24 protein-coding genes are annotated in these 25193 nt (G+C 72.2%); 19 read left to right on the top strand and 5 right to left on the bottom strand.

The window, feature by feature from the left end; all coding sequences use genetic code 11:
* Positions 1-62: 62 nt before the first annotated feature.
* On the bottom strand, positions 63-1865 hold the full coding sequence (locus ACIRB7_RS21725; RefSeq protein ID WP_403600975.1) for a glycoside hydrolase family 15 protein: 1803 nt from the start codon (positions 1863-1865) through the stop codon (positions 63-65).
* Between the two features lie 543 nt (positions 1866-2408).
* On the opposite strand from ACIRB7_RS21725, the gene ACIRB7_RS21720 reads away from it, so the two are divergent.
* From ACIRB7_RS21720 to ACIRB7_RS21660, 13 genes are all read left to right on the top strand, one after another.
* On the top strand, positions 2409-4058 hold the full coding sequence (locus ACIRB7_RS21720; protein WP_351219932.1) for a CTP synthase: 1650 nt from the start codon (positions 2409-2411) through the stop codon (positions 4056-4058).
* Positions 4059-4136: 78 nt separating this feature from the next.
* On the top strand, positions 4137-4763 hold the full coding sequence (locus ACIRB7_RS21715; RefSeq protein ID WP_403600972.1) for an NUDIX domain-containing protein: 627 nt from the start codon (positions 4137-4139) through the stop codon (positions 4761-4763).
* A 161-nt stretch (positions 4764-4924) separates the two neighbouring features.
* Positions 4925-6910, top strand: coding sequence for a tetratricopeptide repeat protein (locus tag ACIRB7_RS21710; RefSeq protein ID WP_403600969.1), 1986 nt, complete (start codon positions 4925-4927; stop codon positions 6908-6910).
* 147 nt (positions 6911-7057) lie between these two features.
* Positions 7058-8173 carry an alanine dehydrogenase gene (ald, locus tag ACIRB7_RS21705; RefSeq protein WP_403600966.1) on the top strand — a complete coding sequence of 372 codons (1116 nt, stop codon included), beginning with the start codon at positions 7058-7060 and terminating at the stop codon, positions 8171-8173.
* A 447-nt stretch (positions 8174-8620) separates the two neighbouring features.
* A complete protein-coding gene (locus ACIRB7_RS21700; protein WP_403601072.1) occupies positions 8621-9646 on the top strand; it encodes a ParA family protein in 1026 nt (341 codons plus the stop codon).
* On the top strand, positions 9631-10137 hold the full coding sequence (locus tag ACIRB7_RS21695; RefSeq protein WP_403600963.1) for a hypothetical protein: 507 nt from the start codon (positions 9631-9633) through the stop codon (positions 10135-10137). Before ACIRB7_RS21700 ends, ACIRB7_RS21695 begins: the two co-directional genes overlap by 16 nt.
* Positions 10138-10183: 46 nt before the next feature.
* On the top strand, positions 10184-11209 hold the full coding sequence (locus ACIRB7_RS21690; protein ID WP_403600960.1) for a segregation and condensation protein A: 1026 nt from the start codon (positions 10184-10186) through the stop codon (positions 11207-11209).
* Positions 11206-11811, top strand: coding sequence for an SMC-Scp complex subunit ScpB (gene scpB, locus ACIRB7_RS21685; protein WP_403600957.1), 606 nt, complete (start codon positions 11206-11208; stop codon positions 11809-11811). Before ACIRB7_RS21690 ends, scpB begins: the two co-directional genes overlap by 4 nt.
* Positions 11811-13211: a pseudouridine synthase gene (locus tag ACIRB7_RS21680; protein ID WP_403600955.1), complete on the top strand. Its 1401-nt coding sequence runs from the start codon at positions 11811-11813 to the stop codon at positions 13209-13211. Before scpB ends, ACIRB7_RS21680 begins: the two co-directional genes overlap by 1 nt.
* A gap of 138 nt (positions 13212-13349) precedes the next feature.
* On the top strand, positions 13350-13994 hold the full coding sequence (pnuC, locus tag ACIRB7_RS21675) for a nicotinamide riboside transporter PnuC (RefSeq protein WP_403600952.1): 645 nt from the start codon (positions 13350-13352) through the stop codon (positions 13992-13994).
* Positions 13991-15070 (top strand): AAA family ATPase, encoded by a 1080-nt coding sequence (locus ACIRB7_RS21670; protein ID WP_403600949.1) that lies wholly within the window; start codon positions 13991-13993, stop codon positions 15068-15070. Before pnuC ends, ACIRB7_RS21670 begins: the two co-directional genes overlap by 4 nt.
* A complete protein-coding gene (locus ACIRB7_RS21665; protein WP_403600946.1) occupies positions 15067-15804 on the top strand; it encodes an NUDIX hydrolase in 738 nt (245 codons plus the stop codon). The genes ACIRB7_RS21670 and ACIRB7_RS21665 overlap by 4 nt, the downstream gene beginning before the upstream one ends.
* Positions 15801-16823, top strand: coding sequence for an ADP-ribosylglycohydrolase family protein (locus ACIRB7_RS21660; RefSeq protein WP_403600943.1), 1023 nt, complete (start codon positions 15801-15803; stop codon positions 16821-16823). The genes ACIRB7_RS21665 and ACIRB7_RS21660 overlap by 4 nt, the downstream gene beginning before the upstream one ends.
* 40 nt (positions 16824-16863) lie before the next feature.
* Here the strand turns inward: ACIRB7_RS21660 and ACIRB7_RS21655 are convergent, their stop codons facing one another.
* Positions 16864-17541 carry a DNA polymerase beta superfamily protein gene (locus tag ACIRB7_RS21655; RefSeq protein ID WP_403600941.1) on the bottom strand — a complete coding sequence of 226 codons (678 nt, stop codon included), beginning with the start codon at positions 17539-17541 and terminating at the stop codon, positions 16864-16866.
* Positions 17542-17551: 10 nt separating this feature from the next.
* Entirely contained in the window at positions 17552-18022 is a 471-nt protein-coding gene (locus ACIRB7_RS21650; protein WP_403600938.1) for a Rieske (2Fe-2S) protein, read from the bottom strand.
* Between the two features lie 291 nt (positions 18023-18313).
* Here ACIRB7_RS21650 and aroH point away from each other — a divergent pair, with 291 nt between their 5' ends.
* The 5 genes from aroH to der all read left to right on the top strand — a co-directional run bounded on the left by aroH (position 18314) and on the right by der (position 23036).
* Positions 18314-18676, top strand: a complete 363-nt coding sequence (gene aroH, locus ACIRB7_RS21645) for a chorismate mutase (protein ID WP_389682391.1) — start codon at positions 18314-18316, stop codon at positions 18674-18676.
* Positions 18673-19761, top strand: a complete 1089-nt coding sequence (locus ACIRB7_RS21640) for a prephenate dehydrogenase (RefSeq protein ID WP_403600935.1) — start codon at positions 18673-18675, stop codon at positions 19759-19761. Before aroH ends, ACIRB7_RS21640 begins: the two co-directional genes overlap by 4 nt.
* Before the next feature lie 449 nt (positions 19762-20210).
* Positions 20211-20876, top strand: a complete 666-nt coding sequence (gene cmk / locus ACIRB7_RS21635; RefSeq protein WP_403601069.1) for a (d)CMP kinase — start codon at positions 20211-20213, stop codon at positions 20874-20876.
* Complete coding sequence (locus ACIRB7_RS21630; protein WP_403600932.1) at positions 20873-21517, top strand: lysophospholipid acyltransferase family protein; 645 nt, start codon at positions 20873-20875, stop codon at positions 21515-21517. Before cmk ends, ACIRB7_RS21630 begins: the two co-directional genes overlap by 4 nt.
* A 70-nt stretch (positions 21518-21587) precedes the next feature.
* Positions 21588-23036 carry a ribosome biogenesis GTPase Der gene (der, locus tag ACIRB7_RS21625; RefSeq protein WP_403600929.1) on the top strand — a complete coding sequence of 483 codons (1449 nt, stop codon included), beginning with the start codon at positions 21588-21590 and terminating at the stop codon, positions 23034-23036.
* A gap of 99 nt (positions 23037-23135) precedes the next feature.
* Here the strand turns inward: der and ACIRB7_RS21620 are convergent, their stop codons facing one another.
* The gene (locus tag ACIRB7_RS21620) at positions 23136-23414 is read right to left on the bottom strand and encodes a hypothetical protein (RefSeq protein ID WP_403600926.1); all 279 of its coding nucleotides are present in this window, start codon (positions 23412-23414) and stop codon (positions 23136-23138) included.
* A gap of 215 nt (positions 23415-23629) precedes the next feature.
* The gene (locus ACIRB7_RS21615; RefSeq protein WP_403600923.1) at positions 23630-24412 is read right to left on the bottom strand and encodes a hypothetical protein; all 783 of its coding nucleotides are present in this window, start codon (positions 24410-24412) and stop codon (positions 23630-23632) included.
* Between the two features lie 216 nt (positions 24413-24628).
* Here ACIRB7_RS21615 and ACIRB7_RS21610 point away from each other — a divergent pair, with 216 nt between their 5' ends.
* A complete protein-coding gene (locus ACIRB7_RS21610) occupies positions 24629-25189 on the top strand; it encodes a transglycosylase family protein (RefSeq protein WP_403600921.1) in 561 nt (186 codons plus the stop codon).
* Positions 25190-25193: the final 4 nt, after the last annotated feature.

The raw sequence follows: 25193 nt of genomic DNA, 5'->3' as shown, positions 1-25193 counted from the left end.
CGGCCGGTGCGCCCGTCCGCCGCGTAGGAGGCTCCCCCTACGCGGCGAACGGGTCGCGGGCCTCAGCCGCCGTACGCCCCGCTCGCCGTCAGCCGCAGTGCCGTGTCGATCAGCGGGACGTGGCTGAAGGCCTGCGGGAAGTTGCCCACCTGCCGCTGGAGCCTCGGGTCCCACTCCTCCGCGAGCAGCCCCAGGTCGTTGCGGAGCCCGAGCAGCTTCTCGAAGAGGGTGCGGGCCTCGTCCACCCTGCCGATCATCGCCAGGTCGTCCGCGAGCCAGAACGAGCACGCGAGGAACGCGCCCTCGTCGCCCTCCAGGCCGTCGACCCCGGCCTCCTCGCCGGCCGTGGGGTAGCGCAGCACGAACCCGTCCTCCGTGGACAGCTCCCGCTGGATCGCCTCGATCGTGCCGATGACCCGCTTGTCGTCCGGCGGCAGGAAACCCATCTGCGGGATCAGCAGCAGCGAGGCGTCCAGCTCCTTGGAGCCGTACGACTGCGTGAAGGTGTTCCGCTCGGGGTCGTAGCCCTTCTCGCAGACGTCCCGGTGGATCTGGTCGCGCAGCGCGTGCCAGCGCTCCAGGGGGCCGTCGGCGTCCCCGGACTCGATGAGCTTGATCGTACGGTCGACGGCCACCCAGGCCATCACCTTCGAGTGCACGAAGTGGCGGCGCGGGCCGCGGACCTCCCAGATGCCCTCGTCGGGCTGGTCCCAGTGCTTCTCCAGGTAGTTGATCAGCTTGATCTGGAGGAGCGAGGCGTAGTCGTTGCGGGAGAGCCCCGTCATGTGCGCGAGGTGGAGGGCTTCGGTGACCTCGCCGTAGACGTCCAGCTGGAGCTGGTTGGCGGCGCCGTTGCCCACCCGTACCGGACCGGAGTTCTCGTACCCCGGCAGCCAGTCGAGCTCCGCCTCGCCGAGCTCCCGCTCGCCCGCGATGCCGTACATGATCTGGAGGTTCTCCGGGTCGCCCGCGACCGCCCTGAGCAGCCAGTCCCGCCAGGCGCGGGCCTCCTCGCGGTAGCCGGTGCGCAGCATCGACGAGAGGGTGATCGCCGCGTCCCGCAGCCAGGTGTAGCGGTAGTCCCAGTTGCGGACGCCGCCGATCTCCTCGGGCAGCGAGGTGGTCGGCGCGGCCACGATCCCGCCGGTCGGCGCGTACGTCAGCGCCTTCAGGGTGATCAGGGAGCGGATCACCGCCTCCCGGTAGGGGCCGTGGTACGTGCAGTGGTCGACCCACTCGCGCCAGAAGTCGGCGGTCGCCTCGAGAGAGCCCTCGGGGTCGGGCAGAGCCGGCGGCTCACGGTGGGAGGGCTGCCAGGACAGCGTGAACGTGATCCGGTCCCCGGGATTGACGGTGAACTCGGAGTACGTCGTCAGGTCCTTGCCGTGGGTCTCGGCGTCCGTGTCCAACCACACCGAGTCGGGTCCCGCGACGGCGACCGTGCGCTCGCCGACCTTGTGGACCCACGGCACGATCCGGCCGTAGCTGAACCGCATCCGCAGCGCGGAACGCATCCGCACCCGGCCGGAGACGCCCTCCACGATCCGGATGAGCTGCGGCGCGCCGTCACGCGGGGGCATGAAGTCCGTCACCCGGACCGTGCCGCGCGGGGTGTCCCACTCGGACTCCAGGATCAGCGAGTCGCCACGGTAGCGGCGCCGGTCGGCCGCGGGCGGTTCGGCGTCGGCGGGCCCGGCGGGGCCCACCCGCCAGAATCCGTGTTCCTCGGTGCCGAGCAGCCCGGCGAAGATCGCGTGGGAGTCGAAGCGGGGGAGACACAGCCAGTCGACGCTGCCGTCGCGGCAGACCAGTGCGGCGGTCTGCATGTCTCCGATGAGTGCGTAATCCTCGATGCGCCCGGCCACGTGCTTCACTCCAGTCGAACGGCCACGTCCGCCCCGCGGGGCGCTTGCTCAGATGCTCCGGCCGGATGGCGGCCGGGTCTGCGTGTATCAGCGGTCAAGGGGTCTTCGACGAGCTCTTGGTCCGGAAGACGGGCGGGGTGGTGCCGCTGGCCGGCCGGCTCGGCGGGCTGTGTCCGAGCAGGATACTTCGCACCCTAGTGACCCGGTGATCACCCCGGTAACGGTGCTGCTCCGATCGGGTGAACCCGTCCTACTCGTAGTGCCCCACGCCGATGCGTGGTCCGTCCTGTCCCTGATGAGAGGGTCCCCCCTTTCCGTCGGGAGGGTCCGCCCCGCCCGCGCGTCGCCGTCCGTGTACACCCGACTGCCGCGTGTGGCCGGAAGCGGCCTCCCGATGTCGCTGATACCCTGGTACCCCGTGGACCGGTGGGAAACGGCGACAGCCGAGGACCCCGAAACCGCAGCGACGGCACCCCCCGATTCTTCCGGAGGGCACGCCGGTACGCACCTCCAGAACGCGACCACGGGAGCCCCCTCTTGGCGATGCCGCCCAAAACCACGACGACCAAGCACATCTTCGTCACCGGGGGTGTCGCCTCCAGCCTCGGCAAGGGCCTGACCGCCTCCAGCCTGGGTGCGCTCCTCAAGGCCCGGGGCCTGCGGGTCACGATGCAGAAGCTCGACCCGTACCTGAACGTCGACCCGGGCACGATGAACCCGTTCCAGCACGGCGAGGTGTTCGTCACCAACGACGGCGCCGAGACCGACCTGGACATCGGCCACTACGAGCGCTTCCTCGACGTCGACCTCGACGGCTCGGCCAACGTCACCACCGGCCAGGTCTACTCGCAGGTCATCGCCAAGGAGCGGCGCGGCGAGTACCTCGGTGACACCGTGCAGGTCATCCCGCACATCACCAACGAGATCAAGTCCCGGATCCGCCGCATGGCGACCGACGACGTGGACGTCGTCATCACCGAGGTCGGCGGCACGGTCGGTGACATCGAGTCGCTGCCGTTCCTGGAGACCGTCCGCCAGGTCCGCCACGAGGTCGGCCGCGACAACGTCTTCGTCGTGCACATCTCGCTGCTGCCCTACATCGGCCCCTCCGGTGAGCTGAAGACCAAGCCGACCCAGCACTCCGTCGCCGCCCTGCGGAACATCGGTATCCAGCCGGACGCCATCGTGCTGCGCGCCGACCGCGACGTCCCGACCGCCATCAAGCGCAAGATCTCGCTGATGTGCGACGTCGACGAGGCCGCCGTGGTCGCCGCCATCGACGCCAAGTCGATCTACGACATCCCGAAGGTGCTGCACACCGAGGGCCTGGACGCCTACGTCGTCCGCAAGCTCGACCTGCCCTTCCGCGACGTGGACTGGACCGTCTGGGAGGACCTCCTGGACCGCGTCCACAACCCGGAGCACGAGGTCACCGTCGCGCTCGTCGGCAAGTACATCGACCTGCCCGACGCCTACCTCTCGGTCACCGAGGCCATGCGGGCCGGCGGCTTCGCCAACAAGGCGCGGGTCAAGGTCAAGTGGGTCACCTCCGACGACTGCAAGACCCCGGCCGACGCCGAGAAGCAGCTCGGCGACGTCGACGCGATCCTCGTCCCCGGCGGCTTCGGCGACCGCGGTGTGAGCGGCAAGGTCGGCGCGATCCGGTACGCCCGTGAGAACAAGGTGCCGCTGCTCGGCATCTGCCTCGGCCTCCAGTGCATCGTCATCGAGGCGGCCCGGAACCTGGCCGACATCCCCGACGCCAACTCCACCGAGTTCGACCCGGCCACCGCGCACCCCGTCGTCTCGACGATGGAGGAGCAGCTCGCGTACGTCGAGGGCGCCGGCGACCTGGGCGGAACGATGCGCCTGGGCCTGTACCCGGCGAAGCTCGCCGAGGGCTCGATCGTCCGCGAGGTCTACGACGACCAGCCGTACGTGGAGGAGCGTCACCGTCACCGCTACGAGGTGAACAACGCCTACCGCGCGGAGCTGGAGAAGAAGGCCGGTCTGGTCTTCTCCGGCACCTCCCCGGACAACAAGCTCGTCGAGTACGTCGAGTACCCGCGCGAGATCCACCCCTACCTGGTCGCCACCCAGGCGCACCCGGAGCTCCGCTCCCGCCCGACCCGCCCGCACCCGCTCTTCGCGGGCCTGGTCAAGGCGGCCGTGGAGCGCAAGACCGCGAAGTAGCACGGCGCGTTAACGTTGCCGGGGTACGGGTCCCTCTCGGGGGCGCGTACCCCGGCTTTCGTATGTGGGAGGACGCAGATGGAGTTGCAGGACACCCCGGAGGAGTGGCGGGTCGTCGCCACGGTTACCCCGTTCCAGGGAAACAAGACGAGCGTCCGCACGGACGACGTGGTCATGCCGGGTGGCACGGTCGCGCGCCGCGACTACCAGGTCCACCCCGGGTCGGTGGCCGTCCTGGCCCTCGACGAGGAGGACCGGGTCCTGCTGCTCAAGCAGTACCGGCACCCGGTGCGGCAGAAGCTCTGGGAGATCCCGGCGGGGCTCCTCGACGTACCCGGTGAGAACCCGCTGCACGCGGCGCAGCGCGAGCTGTACGAGGAGGCGCACGTCAAGGCCGAGGACTGGCGGGTCCTGGCCGACGTGTACACGACGCCCGGCGGCTGCGACGAGGCGGTACGGGTCTTCCTGGCGCGGGATCTGTCGGACGCGGAGGGCGAGCGCTTCGAGGTCGCGGAGGAGGAGGCCGACATGGAGTTGGCGCGGGTGCCGGTCGCGGACCTCGTGCGGGGGGTCCTCGCGGGCGAGCTGCACAACAACTGCCTGGTCGTGGGGGTGCTGTCGCTGGCGGCCGCGCGGGCGGGGGAGGGCCTCGACGCGCTCCGCCCGGCCGAGGCGCCCTGGCCGGCGCGCCCGTTCGAGGCGTAGCGCCCCGAGGGTGAGGTGGTGTGACCATCCGCTGATCCGATCGGGCGACGTGTCCGCCCTGCTCCGCCGGGTCCGTGCCGTGCCCTGAACTACGCTCGGAATCGCCCGTGCGGAGACCCCCGCGGGATCGGCTCGTGCGCAGGTGGACGGGAGCGTGGCCCGTGACGGATCAGGCGGTGGCGACGGCCGGCAACCGGCAGTTCTTCGGCCGGCAGCGGGAGTTGAAGGCCCTGCGCGCCGACATCGAGCGGACCGGCCTCGACACCCTCACCGGCCGCAAGGCGCCCCGCGCCCGGGTCCTGCTCATCGCGGGCAAGCCCGGCTCCGGACGCACCGCGCTCGCCGAGGAACTGGCCGCGGGGCTCGCCGACCGCTACCCCGACGGGATCTTCCGGGCCCGGCTCACCGAGCCCGGCGGCGACCCGGTCCCCACCGCCCGCGCCGCCCAGGAACTCCTCGCCGTCCTCGGTGTCGCCGAACCCCCCGGCGCCGCCGAGGACGAACTGACCGAACTGGTCCGCGGCGCCCTCGCCGAACGCCGGGCCGTCCTGGTCCTCGACGACGCCGTGGACGCCGCACAGGCCGATCCGCTGATCCCCGACAACCCCGACGCCCTGGTGGTGGGCGTCTCCCGGGGCCCGCTCACCGGCATCGCCGACGTACGGCCCTGCACGCTCGGCGGGCTCGACCCCAAGTCGGCCATCGAGCTGCTCACCTCCTTCACCGGCTCCGTACGCATCACCGTCGACCCGCAGGCCGCCGAGGCCCTCGTCGAGGAGTGCGGCGGACTGCCCGGCGCGGTCGTCCTCGCCGGCGGCTGGCTCTCCACCCACCCCAAGACCTCCGTCGCCGACCTCGCCAAGCAGCTGCGCGGGCTCGGCGGCGACCCCCTCACCCGGGCCTTCCTGCTCGCCCACGAGGCGCTGCCCGCCACCGCCGCCCGGATACTGCGTTACCTGTCCCTGGCCCCGCTGGGCCGGGCCGACGCCCACACCGCCTCCGCCCTGGCCGGCTGCTCGGTCTCGGCCGCCGCCACCACCCTCGCCGACTTCGCCGCCCTGGGGCTCCTCGCAGGCGGCGAGGACGGGCAGTACGAGGTCCCCGGCCATCTCGTCCCCCTCCTGCGCGCCCAGCTGGAGGAGAGCGACCGGCCCGCCGAGGTCCAGCTCGCGCGGGCCCGGATGCTGGAGCGGACCGTACGGCTCCTCCAGTCCTGCCGTGCGGTCACCGAACCCGAGGGCTCGCCCGCCCGCCGGAAGCTGGCCGGGCTGCCGCGCGCCCTGCGCTTCCCGAACGCGGCCGCCGGGGCCGACTGGCTGCGTTCCCGGCAGCCCGTCCTCCTCGCCTCCGCCCGGCTCGCCGTCGCCGACGGCGAGCTCGACACCCTCGCTCGCCGCCTGGTCGCGTCCCTCGTCAGGGCGCTCGCCGCGCACCGGGGCGCCGAGGCGGCCGCGCCGGAGCTGTACGGCCTCCACCGGCTGGTCCTGGACGTGGCCGAGCGGCGCGGGCTGCACAGGGAGCGGGCCGCCGCCCTGCTCAACCTGGCCGATCTCGACGCCAGGACCGGCAGGACGAAGGACGCACTTCTGCGATATCGGTCGGCTTTGGAGGCCGGACGCACAGCAAATGACCCGTATGCGACCGGTCGCGCAATGGAATCCGTAGGTGGCTCCTATCAGGAGCTGGGGGACTGGCAGCGGGCCGGCGACTGGTACGGACGGGCGCTCGCTCAGCGCCTCGCCCGGGACGAGCGGGCCGACCAGGCCCGGCTCTACGCCCGCCTCGGCGCCGTGCAGACCTACGCGGGCCGGTACGGCGAGGCCCTGCGGAACTGGCGCGCCGCCGCGGCCGGCTACCGGCGGCTCGCCGATCTCCCGGGCTACGCACGGGCGTTGAGCGAGGCGGCCCGGGTCCAGGAGTACGCAGGGCGGCCCGAGGAGTCCCTGCGGACCTGCGAGGAGGCGGTGGAGTGGGCCCGGCGCGCCCAGGACACCCGGCTCCAGGCCGCGCTGCAGCTGCGGCTCGCCGACACCCTCGACCGGCTCGGGGACCCCGCGGCCGCCCGACTGCACCGGGCCGCCGCCGACAGACTGCTCGAAACAACAAGATCCGCCTACGAAATCCGCAGTGGGTCCGGCGAAGATTAGTACTTTGAAAGGCTAGACAGGGAGAACTCCTTCATTAGACTGGGTGCGCCGCGTTCGAACGTGGTCTGCCCCGGTGCGCCGCAGTGCATCCGGGTATGTATCGCAGTGCCCCAGATATCCCCCCTGATTCAAGGACCGTGATCGACGATGAAGGTCGGCATCCCCCGCGAGGTCAAGAACAACGAGTTCCGCGTGGCCATCACCCCTGCCGGTGTCCACGAGCTCGTCCGCCACGGCCACCAGGTCTTCGTCGAGCAGAACGCCGGTGTCGGCTCCTCGATCACGGACGAGGAGTACGTCTCGGCCGGCGCCGAGATCCTCCCCACCGCCGACGAGGTCTGGGCCACCGCCGACCTGCTGCTCAAGGTCAAGGAGCCGATCGCGGAGGAGTACCACCGCCTCCGCAAGGACCAGACGCTCTTCACGTACCTGCACCTCGCCGCTTCCAGGGAGTGCACGGACGCGCTCCTGGCCTCCGGCACGACCGCCATCGCGTACGAGACCGTCGAGACCGTCGGTCGCGCGCTTCCGCTGCTCGCCCCGATGTCCGAGGTCGCGGGCCGCCTGGCCCCGCAGGTCGGCGCGTACCACCTGATGCGCTCGGTCGGCGGCCGCGGCGTCCTCCCCGGCGGCGTCCCCGGCACCCACGCCGGCGAGTGCGTCGTCATCGGCGGCGGCGTCTCCGGCTGGAACGCCACCCAGATCGCCGTCGGCATGGGCTTCCACGTGACCCTGCTCGACCGTGACATCAACAAGCTCCGCGAGGCCGACAAGATCTTCGGCACCAAGGTGAAGACGATCGTCTCCAACGCCTTCGAGCTGGAGAAGGCCGTCGTCGAGGCCGACCTCGTCATCGGTGCCGTCCTCATCCCGGGCGCCAAGGCCCCGAAGCTGGTCACCAACGAGCTCGTCGCCAAGATGAAGCCCGGAAGTGTCCTTGTCGACATCGCGATCGACCAGGGCGGCTGCTTCGAGGACTCGCACCCGACCACCCACGCCGAGCCGACCTTCCAGGTCCACAACTCGGTCTTCTACTGCGTCGCCAACATGCCCGGCGCGGTCCCGAACACCTCCACCTATGCCCTCACCAACGCCACGCTGCCCTACATCGTGTCGCTGGCGAACAACGGCTGGGTCGAGGCGCTGCGCCGCGACGCCGCGCTCGGTCTCGGCCTCAACACCCATGACGGCAAGGTGGTTTACAAGGAGGTCGCCGAGGCGCACGGCCTCGAGCACGTCGAGCTGAGCAGCCTCCTGGGCTGACGCTCGCGGCATCGCCGTCAACGCGTGCCGTCAATCCGCGCCCCGGCCGGACCTTGTTCGACAAGGTCCGGCCGGACGTGTGTCCGGACCCGGCGGAACGTTCGGCCAACTCGCCTCGAACGTAACTGTTTAACCGTTTCGCACACCCCTGAAACGTGTGGATGCATGCCTGCGCACCCTTGACAGAGAGGTGTTCGGTTGCCGACACATCGGGCCGGGTCCGGCGGATTGTGTTGCTGCGGACCGGTGACACGCCATAGAGTCGCCAACCGTCGGCATGGTGCCACGCTGACCTATCGATAAATGTTCCTGGTGACATCCAAGGAGGTAAGACGACTTGTGAATGAGTCGACAATTACTCCCGGGAGCGGTGTACCAGGTGCTCCGTTCGGCTCCGTCGCGGTGCGGACCTTCGCGACGCACCAGCCCATGACGACAGCCCACACGATGAAGACGATGGACGGCCTACACGTGAACGCCACGGCCGGCAACGAGATGGGCCGAGAGTCCACCCACTTCGCCGCCTATGACGAGGTGCCCGAGGGGCACTTCTACGACCCCGACGCCGAGTACGAGCCCGATCCGGAGTACGCGGCCACCCTCGCACCCGACGCTGCCCGTCAGCGCCGTGAGCGGATCGGCCCCACCGGACGGCCGCTGCCGTACTTCCCGATCCCGGGTCCGCTGACCGACCACGGACCCGCGACGATCATCGCGATGTGCAACCAGAAGGGCGGCGTCGGCAAGACCACGTCGACCATCAACCTGGGCGCGGCGCTCGCCGAGTACGGACGACGGGTGCTGCTCGTCGACTTCGACCCGCAGGGAGCCCTGTCGGTCGGCCTCGGCGTGAACCCGATGGAGCTCGACCTCACCGTCTACAACCTGCTCATGGAGCGGGGCATGTCGGCGGACGAGGTCCTCCTCAAGACCGCGGTGCCCAACATGGACCTGCTGCCGAGCAACATCGACCTCTCGGCTGCCGAAGTCCAGCTCGTCAGCGAGGTCGCGCGCGAGTCGACGCTCCAGCGCGCCCTGAAGCCGCTGATGAACGACTACGACTACATCGTGATCGACTGTCAGCCCTCGCTCGGCCTGCTGACCGTGAACGCCCTGACGGCGGCTCACAAGGTCATCGTGCCGCTGGAGTGCGAGTTCTTCGCGCTGCGTGGAGTGGCGCTGCTGACCGAGACCATCGAGAAGGTCCAGGAGCGGCTCAACCCCGAGCTCGAACTCGACGGCATCCTCGCCACGATGTACGACTCGCGGACCGTGCACAGCCGTGAGGTCCTCGCGCGCGTCGTCGAGGCCTTCGACGAGCACGTGTACCACACGGTCATCGGGCGGACCGTGCGCTTCCCGGAGACCACCGTCGCCGGCGAGCCCATCACCACCTACGCCTCCAACTCCGTGGGCGCCGCCGCCTACCGCCAGCTCGCCAGGGAGGTGCTCGCCCGGTGTCACGCCGAGTGAGTCTGCCCGGCGCCGACGAACTCTTCCGTACGACCGGGGGGATGGCGCTCCAGGGCTCCGCGTCCCGCCGGGCTGTTCCGGCACCGGCGAGCGAGAGCGACCCGACGGCGGCCGAGGGCTCAGGCACGGCGGAGCACACGGCGGCGGACTCCGAGGCGGCGGAACCGCGCGCCAGGACGGCGGAGCCCGAGGGCGCCGCCCCCAAGGGCGCGCCCACCGCCGCCGTACCCGCCCCGGCGGCGCGGCGGCGCGGCGGCCGCGCCCCGAACCGGCGGCCCAGCGGTCGCGAGCGCCACGACGAGAAGATCACGGTCTACGTCTCCGCCGAGGAGCTGATGGACCTGGAGCACGCCCGGCTCGTGCTCCGCGGTGAGCACGGTCTCGCCGTCGACCGGGGCCGGATCGTCCGGGAGGCCGTCGCGGTCGTCCTGGCGGACCTGGAGTCCCGCGGCGACGCGAGCATCCTCGTCCGCCGTCTGCGCGGCCGCTGACGGTAGCCTGCGGGCTACCGCGCTCCCCGTTCTCCCCTGGACCTCCATGCACCACGCCTCCGACGAAACGTCCCGCCCACCACGCCGCCGCGTCCTGGGGCGGGGCCCGGACGCGGGGGAGGAGGCCGGTCACTCCGAGGCGAGCGCCGCAGCCTCCGCCGCCCCCGACGCGGGCAGTGCGCCGCCGGGCGACGCCGGGGGCGGCTCGGGTGATGGCGCCGGTGGCGCGGGCGAGGGTGGCGGCGCGGACGTCGACGGCGGTGGCCGGTTCACCGTGCGGCTCTCGAACTTCGAGGGGCCCTTCGATCTGCTGCTCCAGCTGATCACCAAGCACAAGCTCGACGTCACCGAGGTCGCCCTCTCCCAGGTCACCGACGAGTTCATGGCGCACCTGCGCGCCCTCGGGCCCGACGGGGACCTCGACCAGACCACCGAGTTCCTGGTCGTCGCCGCCACCCTGCTCGACCTCAAGGCCGCCCGGCTGCTGCCCGCCGCCGAGGTGGAGGACGAGGCCGACCTCGCGCTCCTGGAGGCGCGCGACCTGCTCTTCGCCCGGCTCCTCCAGTACCGGGCGTACAAACGCATCGCGGCGATCTTCGAGGAGCGCTGGGAGGCGGAGGGCCGCCGCCACCCCCGTACCGTCGGACTCGAACCGCACCACGCCGCGCTGCTCCCCGAGGTCGTCATCTCCATCGGCGCCGAGGGCTTCGCCCGGCTGGCCGCCAAGGCGATGCAGCCGAAGGCCGCACCCCAGGTGTACGTCGACCACATCCACGCCCCGCTCGTCAGCGTCCGCGAGCAGGCCGCCGTGGTCGTCGCGCTGCTGCGGGAGCGCGGGTCCGCGCTCTTCCGGGAGCTGGTCGAGGACGTGGGCGACGACACCCTGACCGTCGTGGCCCGCTTCCTGGCCCTCCTGGAGCTCTACCGGGAGAAGGCCGTCGCCCTCGACCAGGAGACCGCCCTGGGGGACCTCACGGTCTCCTGGACCGGCGGGGACGACGGTGACGAGGAGACCCGCGTCACGGACGAGTTCGACCAGGTACCCGAGCGAGAAACGGAGGCGCCGCGGTGAGCGACCTCAAGCCCGCACTCGAAGCCGTCCTCATGGTCGTCGACGAGCCCGCCACCGAGGCCCATCTGGCCAAGGTCCTGGAGTGCGCCCCCCGCGAGGTGGCCGACGCGCTGCGCGAGCTGGCCGACGAGTACACCGCCCAGGGCCGCGGCTTCGAGCTGCGTCAGGTGGCCGGCGGCTGGCGGTACTACACCCGCCCCGAGCACGCCCCGGCCGTCGAGGCCTTCGTCCTGGAGGGGCAGCAGGCCCGGCTCACCCAGGCGGCCCTGGAGACGCTGGCGGTCGTCGCGTACCGCCAGCCGGTCAGCCGTTCGCGGGTCTCCGCGGTCCGCGGAGTCAACTGTGACGGCGTGATGCGGACCCTCCTCCAGCGGGGTCTGGTGGAGGAGACGGGCGCGGAACCCGAAACAGGTGCGATCCTGTACAGGACGACGAACTATTTCCTGGAGCGGATGGGCCTGCGCGGTCTGGACGAGCTCCCCGAGCTGGCGCCCTTCCTCCCCGAGGCGGAGGCGGTCGAGCCGGACTCGCTGGAAGGGGTTCCGTCGTTCGATCCGGATGCACCGGATCGTGAGGACGACGACGACAAGACGGAAGTTTGATGCGAAGCAGCAGCGGCAGGAACAGCAGCGGAAACAACGGCGGGAGCCGTGGTGGCAACAGCGGCGGCCGCGGCGGCAGCAGCGGTGGCGGCCGCGGTGGCAGCGGTGCCGGCGGTGGCGGTGGCTACCGCGGCTCCGGTGGCAGCGGCAGCGGCAGCGGCGGTGGCGGCTACCGGGGCTCCGGTGGCGGCAGCGGCTCCGGCTCCGGTGGCGGTGGCTACCGGGGCGGCAGCAGCTCGGGTGGGAGCGGCTCCGGTAGCGGTGGCTACCGGGGCGGCAGCAGCTCGGGTGGGAGCGGCTCCGGCGGCGGTGGCTACCGGGGCGGCAGCAGCTCGGGTGGGAGCGGCTCCGGCGGCGGTGGCTACCGGGGCGGCGGCGGTGGTCGTGACGACCAGCGCCCCAGCAGCCCGCGCCGGCCTCGCCCCGAGGAGCGCTCCTACGACGTGAGCCCCCCCGCCGAGCCCCCGAAGAAGGGTCGCGGCACCGCGGCCCGCGGCGGCGCCAAGGGCGGCCCCAAGGCCCCCCAGGGCGGTACCCCGCCCCGTCGTGGCCCGCACGGGCAGCGGCAGGCCCCGGCCCGCTCGCGCGAGCTCGAGGCCAAGATCGAGCAGCGCAACCGGGAGCGGTACGAAGGCCGCCCGGAGATCAAGACCCCGAAGACCTTCCCCGGCGCCGAGCAGGAGGGCGAGCGGCTGCAGAAGGTCCTCGCCCGGGCCGGCATGGGCTCGCGGCGCGCCTGCGAGGAGCTCATCGAGCAGGCCCGCGTCGAGGTCAACGGCGAGATCGTCCTGGAGCAGGGCAAGCGCGTCGACCCGGAGAAGGACGAGATCAAGGTGGACGGCCTGACCGTCGCCACCCAGTCGCACCTCTTCTTCGCGCTGAACAAGCCCGCCGGTGTCGTCTCCACGATGGAGGACCCGGACGGCCGCCAGTGCCTCGGCGACTACGTCAACAACCGTGAGACCCGGCTGTTCCACGTCGGCCGGCTCGACACGGAGACCGAGGGCATCATCCTGCTCACCAACCACGGTGAGCTGGCCCACCGCCTCACGCACCCGAAGTACGGCGTGAAGAAGACCTACCTGGCCGCCATCACAGGACCGCTGCCCCGCGAGGTCGGCAAGCGGCTCAAGGACGGCATCCAGCTGGAGGACGGCTACGCCAAGGCCGACCACTTCCGCGTGGTCGAGCAGACCGGCAAGAACTACCTGGTCGAGGTCACGCTGCACGAGGGCCGCAAGCACATCGTGCGCCGCATGCTGGCCGAGGCCGGCTTCCCGGTCGAGAAGCTGGTCCGGACGGCGTTCGGCCCGATCGCCCTGGGCGACCAGAAGTCGGGCTGGCTGCGCCGGCTCACCAACACGGAGGTCGGCATGCTGATGAAGGAAGTCGGCATGTAGGGCCTCTGCCCACCGTGACGGGGAAGCCCGTGACCGCTCTGGCGGTCACGGGCTTCTCCGCGTTCCGGCCGCGATGTTCGGGCTTGTGGCCGGAGTCCGCGACCCTTTATAGTCAGGGTGACTCTTAAGGAGGCGGGCGTGAGCCTCGCGGACGTACTCGAACCCCTGCAACAACCGCTCTTCACCGTCCTGGACACCCCGGTCAGCTGGACCGAGGTCCTGGGATTCGGCAGCGGAGCACTCTGCGTCTGGCTCGTCGCCCGCCAGCACCTCGCCAACTGGCCGATCGGCATCGCCAACAACCTGTTCTTCGTCCTGCTCTTCACGCAGGCGGGGCTCTACGCCGACGCCGGCCTCCAGATCGTCTTCATCACCCTCGCCGTGTACGGCTGGTGGACCTGGACCCACGGGGGTGGACCAGGCTCCGACGCCCTCCCGGTGCGCCGCACCACGCGCACCGAGTGGACGTGGCTGCTCACGGCGGGGGTGGTGGGGACCCTCGCGCTCACCCTGCTGCTCGACCGTGCCACCGACTCGACCGTCCCCTTCTGGGACGCCGTCACGACCGCGCTCTCCCTCATGGCGACCTACGGCCAGTGTCGGAAGCGGTTGGAGTCCTGGTGGCTGTGGATCGCCGCCGACGTGATCTACGTACCGCTGTACGCCCACAAGGAGCTGTACCTGACCTCCCTGCTGTACGTCGGCTTCATGACGCTCTGCGTCCTCGGCCTGCGCAACTGGAACCTCTCCGTACGGCAGCGTCCGGTGGAGGCGACGGCGTGAAGCGCTTCGGACACGGCCTCGTCCTCGGCAAGTTCTATCCGCCGCACGCCGGCCACCACCATCTCGTCACCACCGCGCTGGGCCGCTGCGAGCGCCTCACCGTCCTCGTCTGCGCCTCCTCCGTCGAGTCCGTCCCGCTCGACGAGCGCGTCGCCTGGATGCGCGAGATCCACCCCGACGCCCTCGTCGTCGGCGCCGTCGACGACATCCCCGTCGACCTCCAGGACCCCGACGTGTGGGAGGCACACATGGCCGTCTTCCGGGCCGCCGTGCCCGAGCCCGTCGACGCCGTCTTCACCTCGGAGCCGTACGGGGAGGAGCTCGCCCGCCGCTTCGGCGCCGAAGCCGTCTGCGTCGACCCGGACCGCACCCGCTTCCCCGTCTCCGGCACGGCCGTCCGCGCCGACCCCGCCGGTTCCTGGGACTTCCTGGAAGCGCCGGTACGGGCCGCGCTCACCCGGCGGGTCGTCGTCCTGGGCGCCGAGTCCACCGGCACCACCACCATGGCCCGCGCCCTGGCCGACCACTACCGGCGGCGCGGCGGTGTCTGGGCCCGCACCCGGTACGTACCGGAGTACGGCCGCGAGTACAGCGAACTCAAGCTCGCCGAACTCCGTGCCGAACGCCCCGACGCGACCTGGGCCGACGTCGCCTTCCACTCCGCCGACTTCCCCGTCATCGCCCAGCGCCAGGCCGAACTGGAGGAGGAGGCGGCCCGCGAAGGTTCGCCCGTGCTCTTCTGCGACACGGACGCCTTCGCCACCACCATCTGGCACGAGCGGTACATGGGCACCGCAAGCCCCGCCACCGGCGAGATCGCCGCCCATGGCCGACAGCACCTCTGGCTGCTCACCGACCACCGGGGCGTCGACTTCGAGGACGACGGACTGCGCGACGGGGAGCACCTGCGGCCCTGGATGACCGCCCGCTTCCTCACCCAGCTCGCCCACAGCGGCCGCCGCACGGCTGTCCTCAGCGGGCCCCACGAGGAGCGGCTCGCGTCCGCCGTCGCCGCCGTGGACGCGCTGCTCGCCGAGGGCTGGCACTTCACCGACCCCCTGCCGGAGCGCCGATGACCGGCCACCGCGTGCCCGAGGGCTACGACCCGCGCGCCTTCGAGCCCTTCGCCGTCACCGTCGACCTCGCCGTCCTCACCCTCCGCGAGGAGCGCCTCCACGTCCTGCTCGTCGAGCGGGGCCAGGAGCCGTACGCCGGATCCTGGGCGCTCCCCGGTGGATTCGTGCTCCCGCCCGAGTCCGCCGAGCGGGCCGCCCGCCGCGAACTCGTGGAGGAGACCGGCCTCTCCGAGGCCACCGTCGCCGGGCTCCACCTCGAACAGCTCCGCACCTACAGCGAGCCGGACCGCGACCCGAGGATGCGGGTCGTCTCCGTCGCCTTCACCGCGCTCGTGCCCGACCCGCCGGAACCGCGCGGCGGCGGGGACGCGGCCCAGGCGCGGTGGCTGCCGTACGACACGGTCCAGGGCCTCGCCTTCGACCACGACCGGATCCTCGCCGACGCCCACGAACGGGTCGGCGCCAAGCTGGAGTACACCTGCCTCGCGACCGCCTTCTGCCCGCCCGAGTTCACCCTCGGCGAGCTGCGGCAGGTCTACGAGACGGTCTGGGGCGTCGAACTCGACCGCCCCAACTTCCGGCGCAAGGTCCTCACCACGCCCGGCTTCGTCCAGGCCGTGGAAGGACCCCCGCGCCTCACCGGCGGACGGGGGAAACCGGCCGCTCTCTACCGGGCGGGCGGGGCCACGGCCCTCCACCCGCCCCTCCTGCGACCGGAAGGACGATCCACGTGAACCTCGCACGCACCGCGACCAAGCAGGCCGCGACCGGCTCCCTGATCGGGCTGGCGCTCGGCGACGCGCTGGGACGACCCACGGAGTTCATCGACGTACAGCGTGCCATCAGCTGGTACGGCCCGTGGCGGGACATGGAGCTCCCCGACCCGGCCCTCGTCACCGACGACACCCAGATGGCCCTCGCCTTCGCCCGGGGCATCCGTACCGCCATGGACCGCGGAGTGCTCGACCCCGAGCGGCTCGCCGGGCCCGTCCGGGAGGAGTTCATCGCCTGGTACCGCTCCCCGGAGAACAACCGCGCCCCCGGGAACACCTGCCTTCAGGCCTGTCGGCTCCTGATGCTCGACACGCCCTGGCAGGACGCCAGCCAGATCGGTTCCAAGGGCTGCGGCGCCAACATGCGGGTCACGCCCGTCGGGCTCGTCCCCGGGCTGAGCGAGGAGCAGCGGGCGGGCGCCGCCCAGCTCCAGGCGGCCCTCACCCACGGTCACCCCACCGCGCTCGCCGCCTCCGACCTCACCGCCCGCGCCGTGTACCTCCTCGCCCAGGGCGTGGACCCGGCCGGCCTGGTCGGACAGCTGCGCTCGTACGCGTACGAGAACCGCTCCCGCTACCACGAGCACTGGCTCGGCGACCTCTGGACCCGCTCCCAGGACCCCTCCGCCGTCTCGTTCATCCAGCGCGGCTGGGACGAGTGCCTGGCGATCCTGGAGCGCCTGGACGCCGTCCAGCGCACCGCCGACCCGGAGCTCGACCCCTGTACGTACACCGGTGACGGCTGGATCGCGGAGGAGGCCCTCGCGACCGGGCTCCTCTGCTTCCTCCTCTTCCCCCACCAGCCGCTCACCGCACTGCGCAGGGCCGCCTGCACCCGCGGCGACTCCGACTCGATCGCCGCCCTCGCGGGCGCCTTCGCCGGGGCCCACCTCGGCGCCGACGCCTGGCCGAAGGAGTGGGCGGAGCGCATCGAGTACCGGAGCGACCTGCTGACCCTGGGCGCGCTCTGGGACGGGTGAGTCCGACGGTGTTCCGTCGTGGCGGTTTCCCGTGGAGCGTTCAGACGGCCGCTCGGCGGACGCGGATCAGGAAGTCCTCCACGCGTGCCTTGTCCGGGCCGGGCGGCAGCGGGGAGCCGGTGAGGGCGGTGTCCGCCTCGTCCTGGAGGCGGTTCATCCAGGACTCGACCTCCGGCCAGGAGACCTCGCCCCGCTTGACCGCCAGGAGACGCTCGCGGGCCTCGCCCACCTCGATCCGCAGTTCGCCGGTGCGCAGCAGGTCGCGGCAGCTCGTCAGCAGCCGCAGCAGGTGCATCGCGTGCTTCCAGCGCGGCTGCCCGTACTGACGCACGTCCGCGTCGAGCTTGCGGCGCTGGCCGTCCGCGTAACGGACGAAGGTCTGGTGGGCCTGCCGGGAGAGGAAGGCCCCGCGCAGGGAGAGGAGTTCCCGGCCCAGGTCGTCGACGCGCTCGACGACGGGGGAGTGCAGGCACTCCAGGACGTTCGGGTTGTTGCGCAGGGCCAGCTCGCAGAATCGCTCCAGCTCCCAGCTGAACTGGTCCTCGCCCGGGCCCTCCACATGGGCCGGGGGCTTGTCGAAGCGCCAGAAGAGGGGCGTCGGGGCGACATAGACGCCCCGCACGTCCGTGTCGCTGCTCTCGGTCGCGAGACCGAAGGCGCGCGAGCCCATCACGCAGGAATAGATCGTGCGGTCGCGCACCAACTCGTCCGGGGTCATGCGGAGAAGACTAGGCGAGGGTGATCGATTCTCCCGAGACAATAATCTGCTCGGCCGGGAGCGGGCGGGTGGCCGGGCCGTTCACCACCGAGCCGTCGGCGACGCGGTACTTGGAGCCGTGGCAGGGGCAGTCGATGGTGCCGTCCGCGACCTTGTTCACCAGGCAGCCCTGGTGGGTGCAGACCGCGGAGAAGGCCTTGAACTCGCCGGCGGCGGGCTGGGTGACGACCACCTTCCGCTCGGCGAAGACCATGCCGCCGCCGACCGGGATCTCGGAGGTCGTGGCCAGGGGCGGGGTGCCGGTCGGAGAGGGCGACGCGGGGGACGCCGTGGAGGATGTCGCGGGGGCGCTCGGGGTGGCCGGGGCGCTGGTGGTCGTACCGCCGTCGCCACCGTCACCCCCGCCGTCGGAGCCGCAGCCCGTCGTCAGGGCCGCGGCGGCGAAGAGGACGGTACGGCGGTTCGTGGCGCGTGAGGTCATGCCGCCCAGCTTGGCGGCGGGCCGGGCGGAGGGCCCGCAACACGCCTGTACCCGGGGCGTCGGCTCCCTCGCACGGCCGTCCGCTGTCGCGGCGGACCACCTGGGGCGCGGGTTCGTCGGCCGAGTGCACCGGCGTGTACCCCGAGTGGCGGAGTGGGGCGGTATGAGCGAAATGGGGCTCTGGCAGCCCGGCGCGCGCCCACCGCCCGTCTCGGAGGGCGGGCGCCGCGACGTGCCGCCCCACCGCTGACTAGGCTGAACGGAGCACTGACGCAGGCGAAGGAGCACGACGTGGCGGTACGAGCGGTCCGAGGAGCCGTCCAGCTGGAGCGGGACGAGGCCGGACACATGCGCGAGCAGGTCGAGGAACTGCTCACCGCCGTCCTCGCGCGCAACGACCTCACCGCCGACGACCTCATCAGCATCTGGTTCACGGCCACGCCCGACCTCCACAGCGACTTCCCGGCCGCCGCGGCCCGTGACATCGGGATCGTCGACGTACCCCTGATCTGCGCACAGGAACTCGACATCGAGGGCGCCATGCCGAGGGTCGTCCGGCTCCTCGCCCACGTCGAGACCGATCTGCCCAAGTCCCGGATCGCGCACGTCTACCTCGGTGCCGCGGCCGCCCTGCGCAAGGACATCGCCCAGTGAGAACAGCGCTCGTCATCGGCACCGGACTGATCGGCACCTCCGCCGCGCTCGCCCTCGCGGGCCGGGGCGTCACCGTCCACCTCCGCGACCACGACCCGGCGCGCGCCCGGACGGCCGCCGCGCTCGGCGCGGGCACCGACGAGACGCCCGAGGGGCGCGTGGACCTCGCGATCGTCGCCGTACCCCCCGCGCACGTGGCCACGACCCTCGCCGAGGCGATGTCGGCCGGTCTCGCGCGCGGGTACCTGGACGTGGCGAGCGTCAAGGGCGGGCCGAAGCGGGAGCTGGAGGCGCTGGGCCTCGACCTCACCGCGTACATCGGTTCGCACCCGATGTCCGGCAAGGAGCGCTCGGGGCCGCTGGCGGCGACCGCGGACCTCTTCGAGGGGCGGCCGTGGGTCCTCACGCCGACCCGGGACACCGACACCGAGGTCCTCAACCTCGCCCTGGAGCTCGTCGCCCTCTGCCGGGCCGTGCCCGTCGTCATGGACGCCGACGCCCACGACCGGGCCGTGGCGCTCGTCTCCCACACCCCGCAGCTGGTGTCCTCGATGGTCGCCGCGCGGTTGGAGGAGGCCGACGAGTCCGCCGTACGGCTCTGTGGGCAGGGCATCCGCGACGTCACCCGGATCGCGGCGTCCGACCCCCGTATGTGGATCGAGATCCTCTCCGCCAACCCCGGGCCCGTCGCCGACGTCCTCTCCGGCGTCGCCGCAGACCTCGACGAGACGGTCCGCGCCCTGCGGTCCCTCCAGTCCGCCGACGAGGAGAAGCGCCGGGACGGCGCCTCGGGCGTCGAGGACGTCCTGCGCCGGGGCAACGCGGGGCGCGCGCGCGTTCCCGGCAAGCACGGCGCCGCGCCCACGGTCTACGAGACCGTCGCCGTCCTCATCAGCGACCAGCCGGGTGAGCTGGCCCGGATCTTCGCCGACGCGGGTCGGGCCGGGGTCAACATCGAGGACGTACGCATCGAGCACGCGACCGGGCAGCAGGCGGGTCTGGTGCAGCTGATGGTGGAGCCGTCGGCGGCGGCGGTGCTGGGTGCGGCCCTCCAGGAACTGGGCTGGTCCTTGCGCACGAGCTGACGCCCGGCCGCCCGTCGAGAGCCGGCACCGGGCCCGGGGGCCTAGGCTTCCGCGCCTGTACCCGCACCCCGTGTGCGCCGCGCCTGGTGGTGCGGGTCCAGGCACCAGGGGCGGAGGCGCCGCCGAGAGCGCCGTCCCGTGTGCCCACCCGTCCCGCCCTGCGGGACGATTGCCCACACGGGGGGTGGGGGCGGGCGCGGGACGATTGCCCACGCGGGGGTGGGGGCCGGTGCGGGTCCGGGCACACGGGGACGGGGGCGGTGGTGCGGTGCGCCCGCGCGCCGGGGCAGTGGTGCGGCGCCCGCACCGCGCGGCGATGTGGACGTGTGGGGCGTGGGCGTGGGTGCTGGGCCGAATGGGTGCTGGGGACTCGGTAACCTTGTGGTGGCCCCCCGCATCTCCGCCGGGTCCCGCCCCTCACCCAGGAAGGTGTTCCCACCGTGGAATCCGTGATCGTCGCCATTGACGGGCCCTCCGGCACGGGCAAGTCCAGCACCTCCAAGGCGGTCGCCGCCAAGCTGGGGCTGAGCTACCTCGACACCGGTGCCCAGTACCGGGCGATCACCTGGTGGATGATCAGCAACGGCGTCGACGTGCACGACGCCGATGCCGTCGCCAACGCCGCCGCCAAGCCGGTCATCGTCTCCGGCACCGACCCGGCCCGGCCCACCATCACCGTCGACGGGGCCGACGCCGCGGGACCCATCCGTACCGAAGAGGTCACCTCCAAGGTCAGCGCCGTCAGCGCCGTCCCCGAGGTGCGGAGCCTGATCACGGAGCTCCAGAGGTCCATCGCCCGCGGCGCCGAGCACGGCATCGTCGTCGAAGGCCGGGACATCGGCACCACCGTCCTGCCGGACGCCGACCTGAAGATCTTCCTCACCGCCTCGCCCGAGGCCCGCGCCGCCCGCCGCTCCGGCGAGCTCAAGGGCGTCGACGTGCACGCCACGAGGGAAGCCCTGATCAAGCGGGACGCGGCCGACTCCAGCCGTAAGACCTCCCCGCTGGCCAAGGCCGACGACGCCGTCGAGGTCGACACCACCGACCTCACCCTGGACCAGGTCATCGAGTGCGTCGTCACCCTGGTGGACGAGAAGCGGGCGGCTGCCAAGTGACCCTGCCCTCCGGCAAGGGCGCCGCCGTCGGCCGTCGCATCGGCATCGGGCTGATGTACGGCTTCTGGAAGCCGCGCGTCCTCGGCGCCTGGCGGGTGCCGGCCTCCGGCCCCGTCATCCTCGCCGTCAACCACGCGCACAACATCGACGGACCCATGCTCATGGGCACCGCACCGCGTCCCGTGCACTTCCTCATCAAGAAGGAAGCCTTCGTCGGGCCCCTCGGGCCCTTCCTGGAGGGCATCGGGCAGGTCAAGGTGGACCGCGACAGCACCGACCGGAACGCGATAGGCAACGCCCTGGGCGTCCTGGAGCAGGGCGGCGTCCTCGGGATCTTCCCCGAGGGCACCCGGGGTGACGGCGACTTCGCCTCGCTCCGCGCGGGCCTCGCCTACTTCGCCGTCCGCAGCGGCGCACCGATCGTCCCCGTCGCCGTCCTGGGAAGCACCGAGCGCCGTGGACGGTTGGTCAAGGCACTGCCTCCGCTGCGCGGACGCGTCGACGTCGTCTTCGGCGACGCCTTCGAGGCGGGCGACGGCTCCGGCCGGCGCACCCGCAAGGCGCTCGACGAGGCCACCGTACGAATCCAGGGGAAGCTCACCGACCACCTGGAAAACGCCAGGCGTCTCACCGGGCGCTGAGCGAGACTTTCAGTAGTGGGCCCCGCGGCCCGGGGACCCACCGACCACGAATGATCAAGGAACGGACTTCATGAACGACCAGCACGACCACGGGGCACTTGGCGACGCCGAGTACGCGGAGTTCATGGAGCTCGCCGCGGAAGAGGGCTTCGACGCCGAAGAGGTCGAGGGCGCGATCGAGGAGGCCGGTCACGGCCCGCTCCCCGTCCTCGCCGTCGTCGGCCGCCCGAACGTCGGCAAGTCGACCCTGGTGAACCGCATCATCGGCCGCCGCGAGGCCGTCGTCGAGGACAAGCCGGGCGTCACCCGTGACCGCGTCACCTACGAGGCCGAATGGGCCGGGCGCCGCTTCAAGGTCGTCGACACCGGCGGCTGGGAGCAGGACGTCCTCGGCATCGACGCCTCCGTCGCCGCCCAGGCCGAGTACGCCATCGACGCCGCCGACGCCTGCCTCTTCGTCGTGGACGCCACCGTCGGCGCCACCGACACCGACGAGGCCGTCGTCAGGCTGCTCCGCCGCGCGGGCAAGCCGGTCGTCCTCGCCGCCAACAAGGTCGACGGCCAGTCCGGCGAGGCCGACGCCACCACGCTGTGGTCCCTGGGCCTCGGCGAGCCGTTCCCCGTCTCCTCGCTGCACGGCCGCGGCACCGGCGACCTCCTCGACGAGGTCCTGAGGAAGCTGCCCGAGGCCCCCGAGCAGCGCTTCGGCACCGCGGTGGGCGGCCCGCGCCGCATCGCCCTCATCGGCCGTCCGAACGTCGGCAAGTCCTCCCTCCTCAACAAGGTGGCGAACGAGGACCGCGTCGTCGTCAACGAGCTGGCGGGCACCACCCGCGACCCGGTCGACGAGCTGATCGAGCTCGGCGGCGTGACGTGGAAGTTCGTCGACACCGCCGGTATCCGCAAGAAGGTCCACCTCCAGGAGGGCGCGGACTACTACGCCTCCCTGCGGACGGCCGCCGCCGTCGAGAAGGCCGAGGTGGCCGTCATCCTCATCGACACCACCGACAACATCTCGGTCCAGGACCAGCGCATCATCACGATGGCGGTCGAGTCGGGCCGCGCCATCGTCATCGCCTACAACAAGTGGGACGAGCTCGACGAGGAGCGCCGCTACTACCTCGAGCGCGAGATCGAGACCGAGATGCAGCAGGTCGCCTGGGCGCCCCGCGTCAACGTCTCCGCGAAGACCGGCCGCCACATGGAGAAGCTGGTCCCGGCCATCGAGACCGCCCTCGCCGGCTGGGAGACCCGCGTCCCCACCGGCCGGCTCAACGCCTTCCTCGGTGAGATCGTCGCCGCCCACCCGCACCCGATCCGCGGCGGCAAGCAGCCCCGCATCCTCTTCGGTACGCAGGCGGGCACCAAGCCGCCCCGGTTCGTGCTCTTCGCCTCGGGCTTCCTGGAGGCGGGTTACCGCCGCTTCATCGAGCGCCGCCTCCGCGAGGAGTTCGGCTTCGAGGGCACCCCGATCCACATCTCGGTCCGGGTGCGTGAGAAGCGCGGCCGCAAGAAGTAGTCCTCACGCGCGCGAGGTGACATACGGCTGAGGGCCGGGGCTGATCGCCCCGGCCCTCAGCCGTGTCCCCCGTGCCGCGTTTCCCTTTTTCCCTGGAAGCTAGAAGCCCCTGCGTGGCGCCGGCGGCAGCGCCGCCTGCGTCGGCGTCGGGGAGTGCTGCGCCGACCACGCCGTCGGATACGCCGTCGCGTAGCGGTGCCCCTGCCCGTGTCCGTAGGCCCCCGTGCCCACCGTCGTACCGAAGGCCCGGAAGGTCACGTCCTCCTCGCCGCTGCGGTCACCCGGCAGCGTGCGGAACGACCTGCGGAACTCCGAGTACAGCGCGTCGTAGATCGGCGTGGGCGACGCGCCCGCCGTGACGTCCTGCGCGGGGCGCATCGAAGGGATCTGACTCGGATACGGCTGGGGGAAGGGGTCGTATGGGTGCACGTAGGTGCCAACGACCCCGCCGCCCGTCGGATGCGGGCGGCTCTCCGAATGGGACGCCCGCCGGGGACGCGGCACGGTCGGGACCCCCGGCGCCCCGGAGCCCGTCGGCCCCGTCGGTACGCCCGAGACCCGCGCCCACCCTATGCCCGGCCGGCCGTCGTCCATCAGGTACCGGCCAGCGGCATCGCGGCGGCGACCAGGCGCCCGTTCGCCGCGGCCTTCTCCAGCGCGTCGCGCAGCAGGTCCTCACGCGGCTGCTGGCCGATCGATCCCACGGGGGCGGCGAAGACGAGCACCGTATGCGACTTGTTGGCCGCCGCGCGCCAGCCCTCGGTGACCTGGAGCGGCTGGTGCGCCTGCCACCAGGCGGCCTGACCGGCGCCGCCGGGACCCGGCTGGAGGACGGAGTGCAGCTGGCCCATGGCGACCAGGACCGACCAGCCCGGCAGCGCCGCCGGTTTGTCGTTCAGGCTCATGACCTGGTGGAACCCCTGCTCGGCCAGGAGCGGCAGGAACTCGTCGGTGAGACCGTCCGAACCCGGGCGGGCCACCGGGGCGGTCGGTTCCACGACGAGCGCCGGGTGCAGCTCGCCCTCGATCAGGACGAGACCGCTGGTGACCCCGAGCACGGCCTGCTCGGGGTGGGCGGCGGTCAGCGCGTCGGCCGTGTCCGCGGCCGTGATGGAGGCGACAGCGCCCTGGAGCTGCTCCTCGGCGACCCGGACGACCTGCGACGGGATGCAGCTGGCGTGCGCGAACGCGAGGACCGCGGTCTCCTCGCCGACGAACAGCACCGTGCTGGTGCGCTCCTGCTCGGAGTCCCCCGGCGTGCGGCAGGAGGTGCAGTCGTAGCTGCCCGGGGCGTTGTCGCCGGCGAGCAGCCGGTCCGCTTCTTCGTCGCCGATCTCGGCGCGTACGTCCTCGCTGACGTCGAGCATGCGCGGCACGGGGGGCTCCCTGGACTCGGTACGGGCGGACGCCGGGCCGATCCCGGTCGTCTCATGCCGAGTTCAACGGGTCAGGCTCGGCCGGAGTCACGCGCGGAAGCGAGGTAACTTGCCGACGGCTCGTGCGGCGGGGCGGGTGACTCCGACCGGGTGGGGTGTGAACGGTGTTCCGCGCGGCTCGGACCGGGGCGCCGGGGCGGTGCCTAGCCTGCACCGATGTCGAAGATCCGATTTTGGACGACCGGTTCCCTCGTGGTGGCGTCCGCGGCCGCGCTGCTGACCCTGGCCCCGGCACCCGCCCAGGCCCGGGAGGCGCGGGGCGGGCCCCGGGTCGAGGCCGGCGTGCCCTCCTACCCCTGCGCGAAGGACCAGTGGCCGTGGGGCTGCATCGCCGAGTGCGAGAGCAGCGGCGACTGGCACATCAACACCGGCAACGGCTTCTACGGCGGACTCCAGTTCTGGCATCCGACCTGGGTCGAGCACGGCGGACTGAAGTACGCGCCCCGCGCCGACCTGGCGACCCGCCCGCAGCAGATCACCGTCGCGGAGGCGGTCCTCCGCACCCAGGGGTGGAAGGCCTGGCCCGTCTGCTCCAAGCGGTACGGGCTCAGCGGGCGCGTCCACACCGTCCAGCCGGGCGACACGCTCAGCTCCATCGCCCGCCGCTTCGGGATCAAGGGCGGCTGGAAGGCGCTGTACGAGGCGAACCGCAGCCTGATCGGGGCCGATCCGAACCGGATCGTCGTCGGGACCATGCTGCGGATCGACCCGCTCTGACGCC

Origin of the sequence: Streptomyces sp. NPDC093795 (assembly GCF_044764665.1) — a bacterium.
Taxonomy (GTDB): Bacteria; Actinomycetota; Actinomycetes; order Streptomycetales; family Streptomycetaceae; genus Streptomyces.
The sequence above is the reverse complement of the archived record's forward strand: the minus strand, read 5'-3'. Positions and strand labels throughout refer to the sequence as shown.

What these genes read in the sequence shown, in the direction of transcription:
- ACIRB7_RS21720 (WP_351219932.1), top strand. Translation starts at nt 2,409, where the DNA reads ATGCCGCCCAAAACCACGACGACCAAGCACATCTTCGTCACCGGGGGT.
- ACIRB7_RS21715 (WP_403600972.1), top strand. Translation starts at nt 4,137, where the DNA reads ATGGAGTTGCAGGACACCCCGGAGGAGTGGCGGGTCGTCGCCACGGTT.
- ald (WP_403600966.1), top strand. Translation starts at nt 7,058, where the DNA reads ATGAAGGTCGGCATCCCCCGCGAGGTCAAGAACAACGAGTTCCGCGTG.
- ACIRB7_RS21700 (WP_403601072.1), top strand. Translation starts at nt 8,621, where the DNA reads ATGAAGACGATGGACGGCCTACACGTGAACGCCACGGCCGGCAACGAG.
- ACIRB7_RS21690 (WP_403600960.1), top strand. Translation starts at nt 10,184, where the DNA reads ATGCACCACGCCTCCGACGAAACGTCCCGCCCACCACGCCGCCGCGTC.
- ACIRB7_RS21680 (WP_403600955.1), top strand. Translation starts at nt 11,811, where the DNA reads ATGCGAAGCAGCAGCGGCAGGAACAGCAGCGGAAACAACGGCGGGAGC.
- ACIRB7_RS21665 (WP_403600946.1), top strand. Translation starts at nt 15,067, where the DNA reads ATGACCGGCCACCGCGTGCCCGAGGGCTACGACCCGCGCGCCTTCGAG.
- ACIRB7_RS21655 (WP_403600941.1), bottom strand. Translation starts at nt 17,541, where the DNA reads ATGACCCCGGACGAGTTGGTGCGCGACCGCACGATCTATTCCTGCGTG.
- ACIRB7_RS21650 (WP_403600938.1), bottom strand. Translation starts at nt 18,022, where the DNA reads ATGACCTCACGCGCCACGAACCGCCGTACCGTCCTCTTCGCCGCCGCG.
- der (WP_403600929.1), top strand. Translation starts at nt 21,588, where the DNA reads ATGAACGACCAGCACGACCACGGGGCACTTGGCGACGCCGAGTACGCG.
- ACIRB7_RS21620 (WP_403600926.1), bottom strand. Translation starts at nt 23,414, where the DNA reads ATGCGCCCCGCGCAGGACGTCACGGCGGGCGCGTCGCCCACGCCGATC.
- ACIRB7_RS21610 (WP_403600921.1), top strand. Translation starts at nt 24,629, where the DNA reads ATGTCGAAGATCCGATTTTGGACGACCGGTTCCCTCGTGGTGGCGTCC.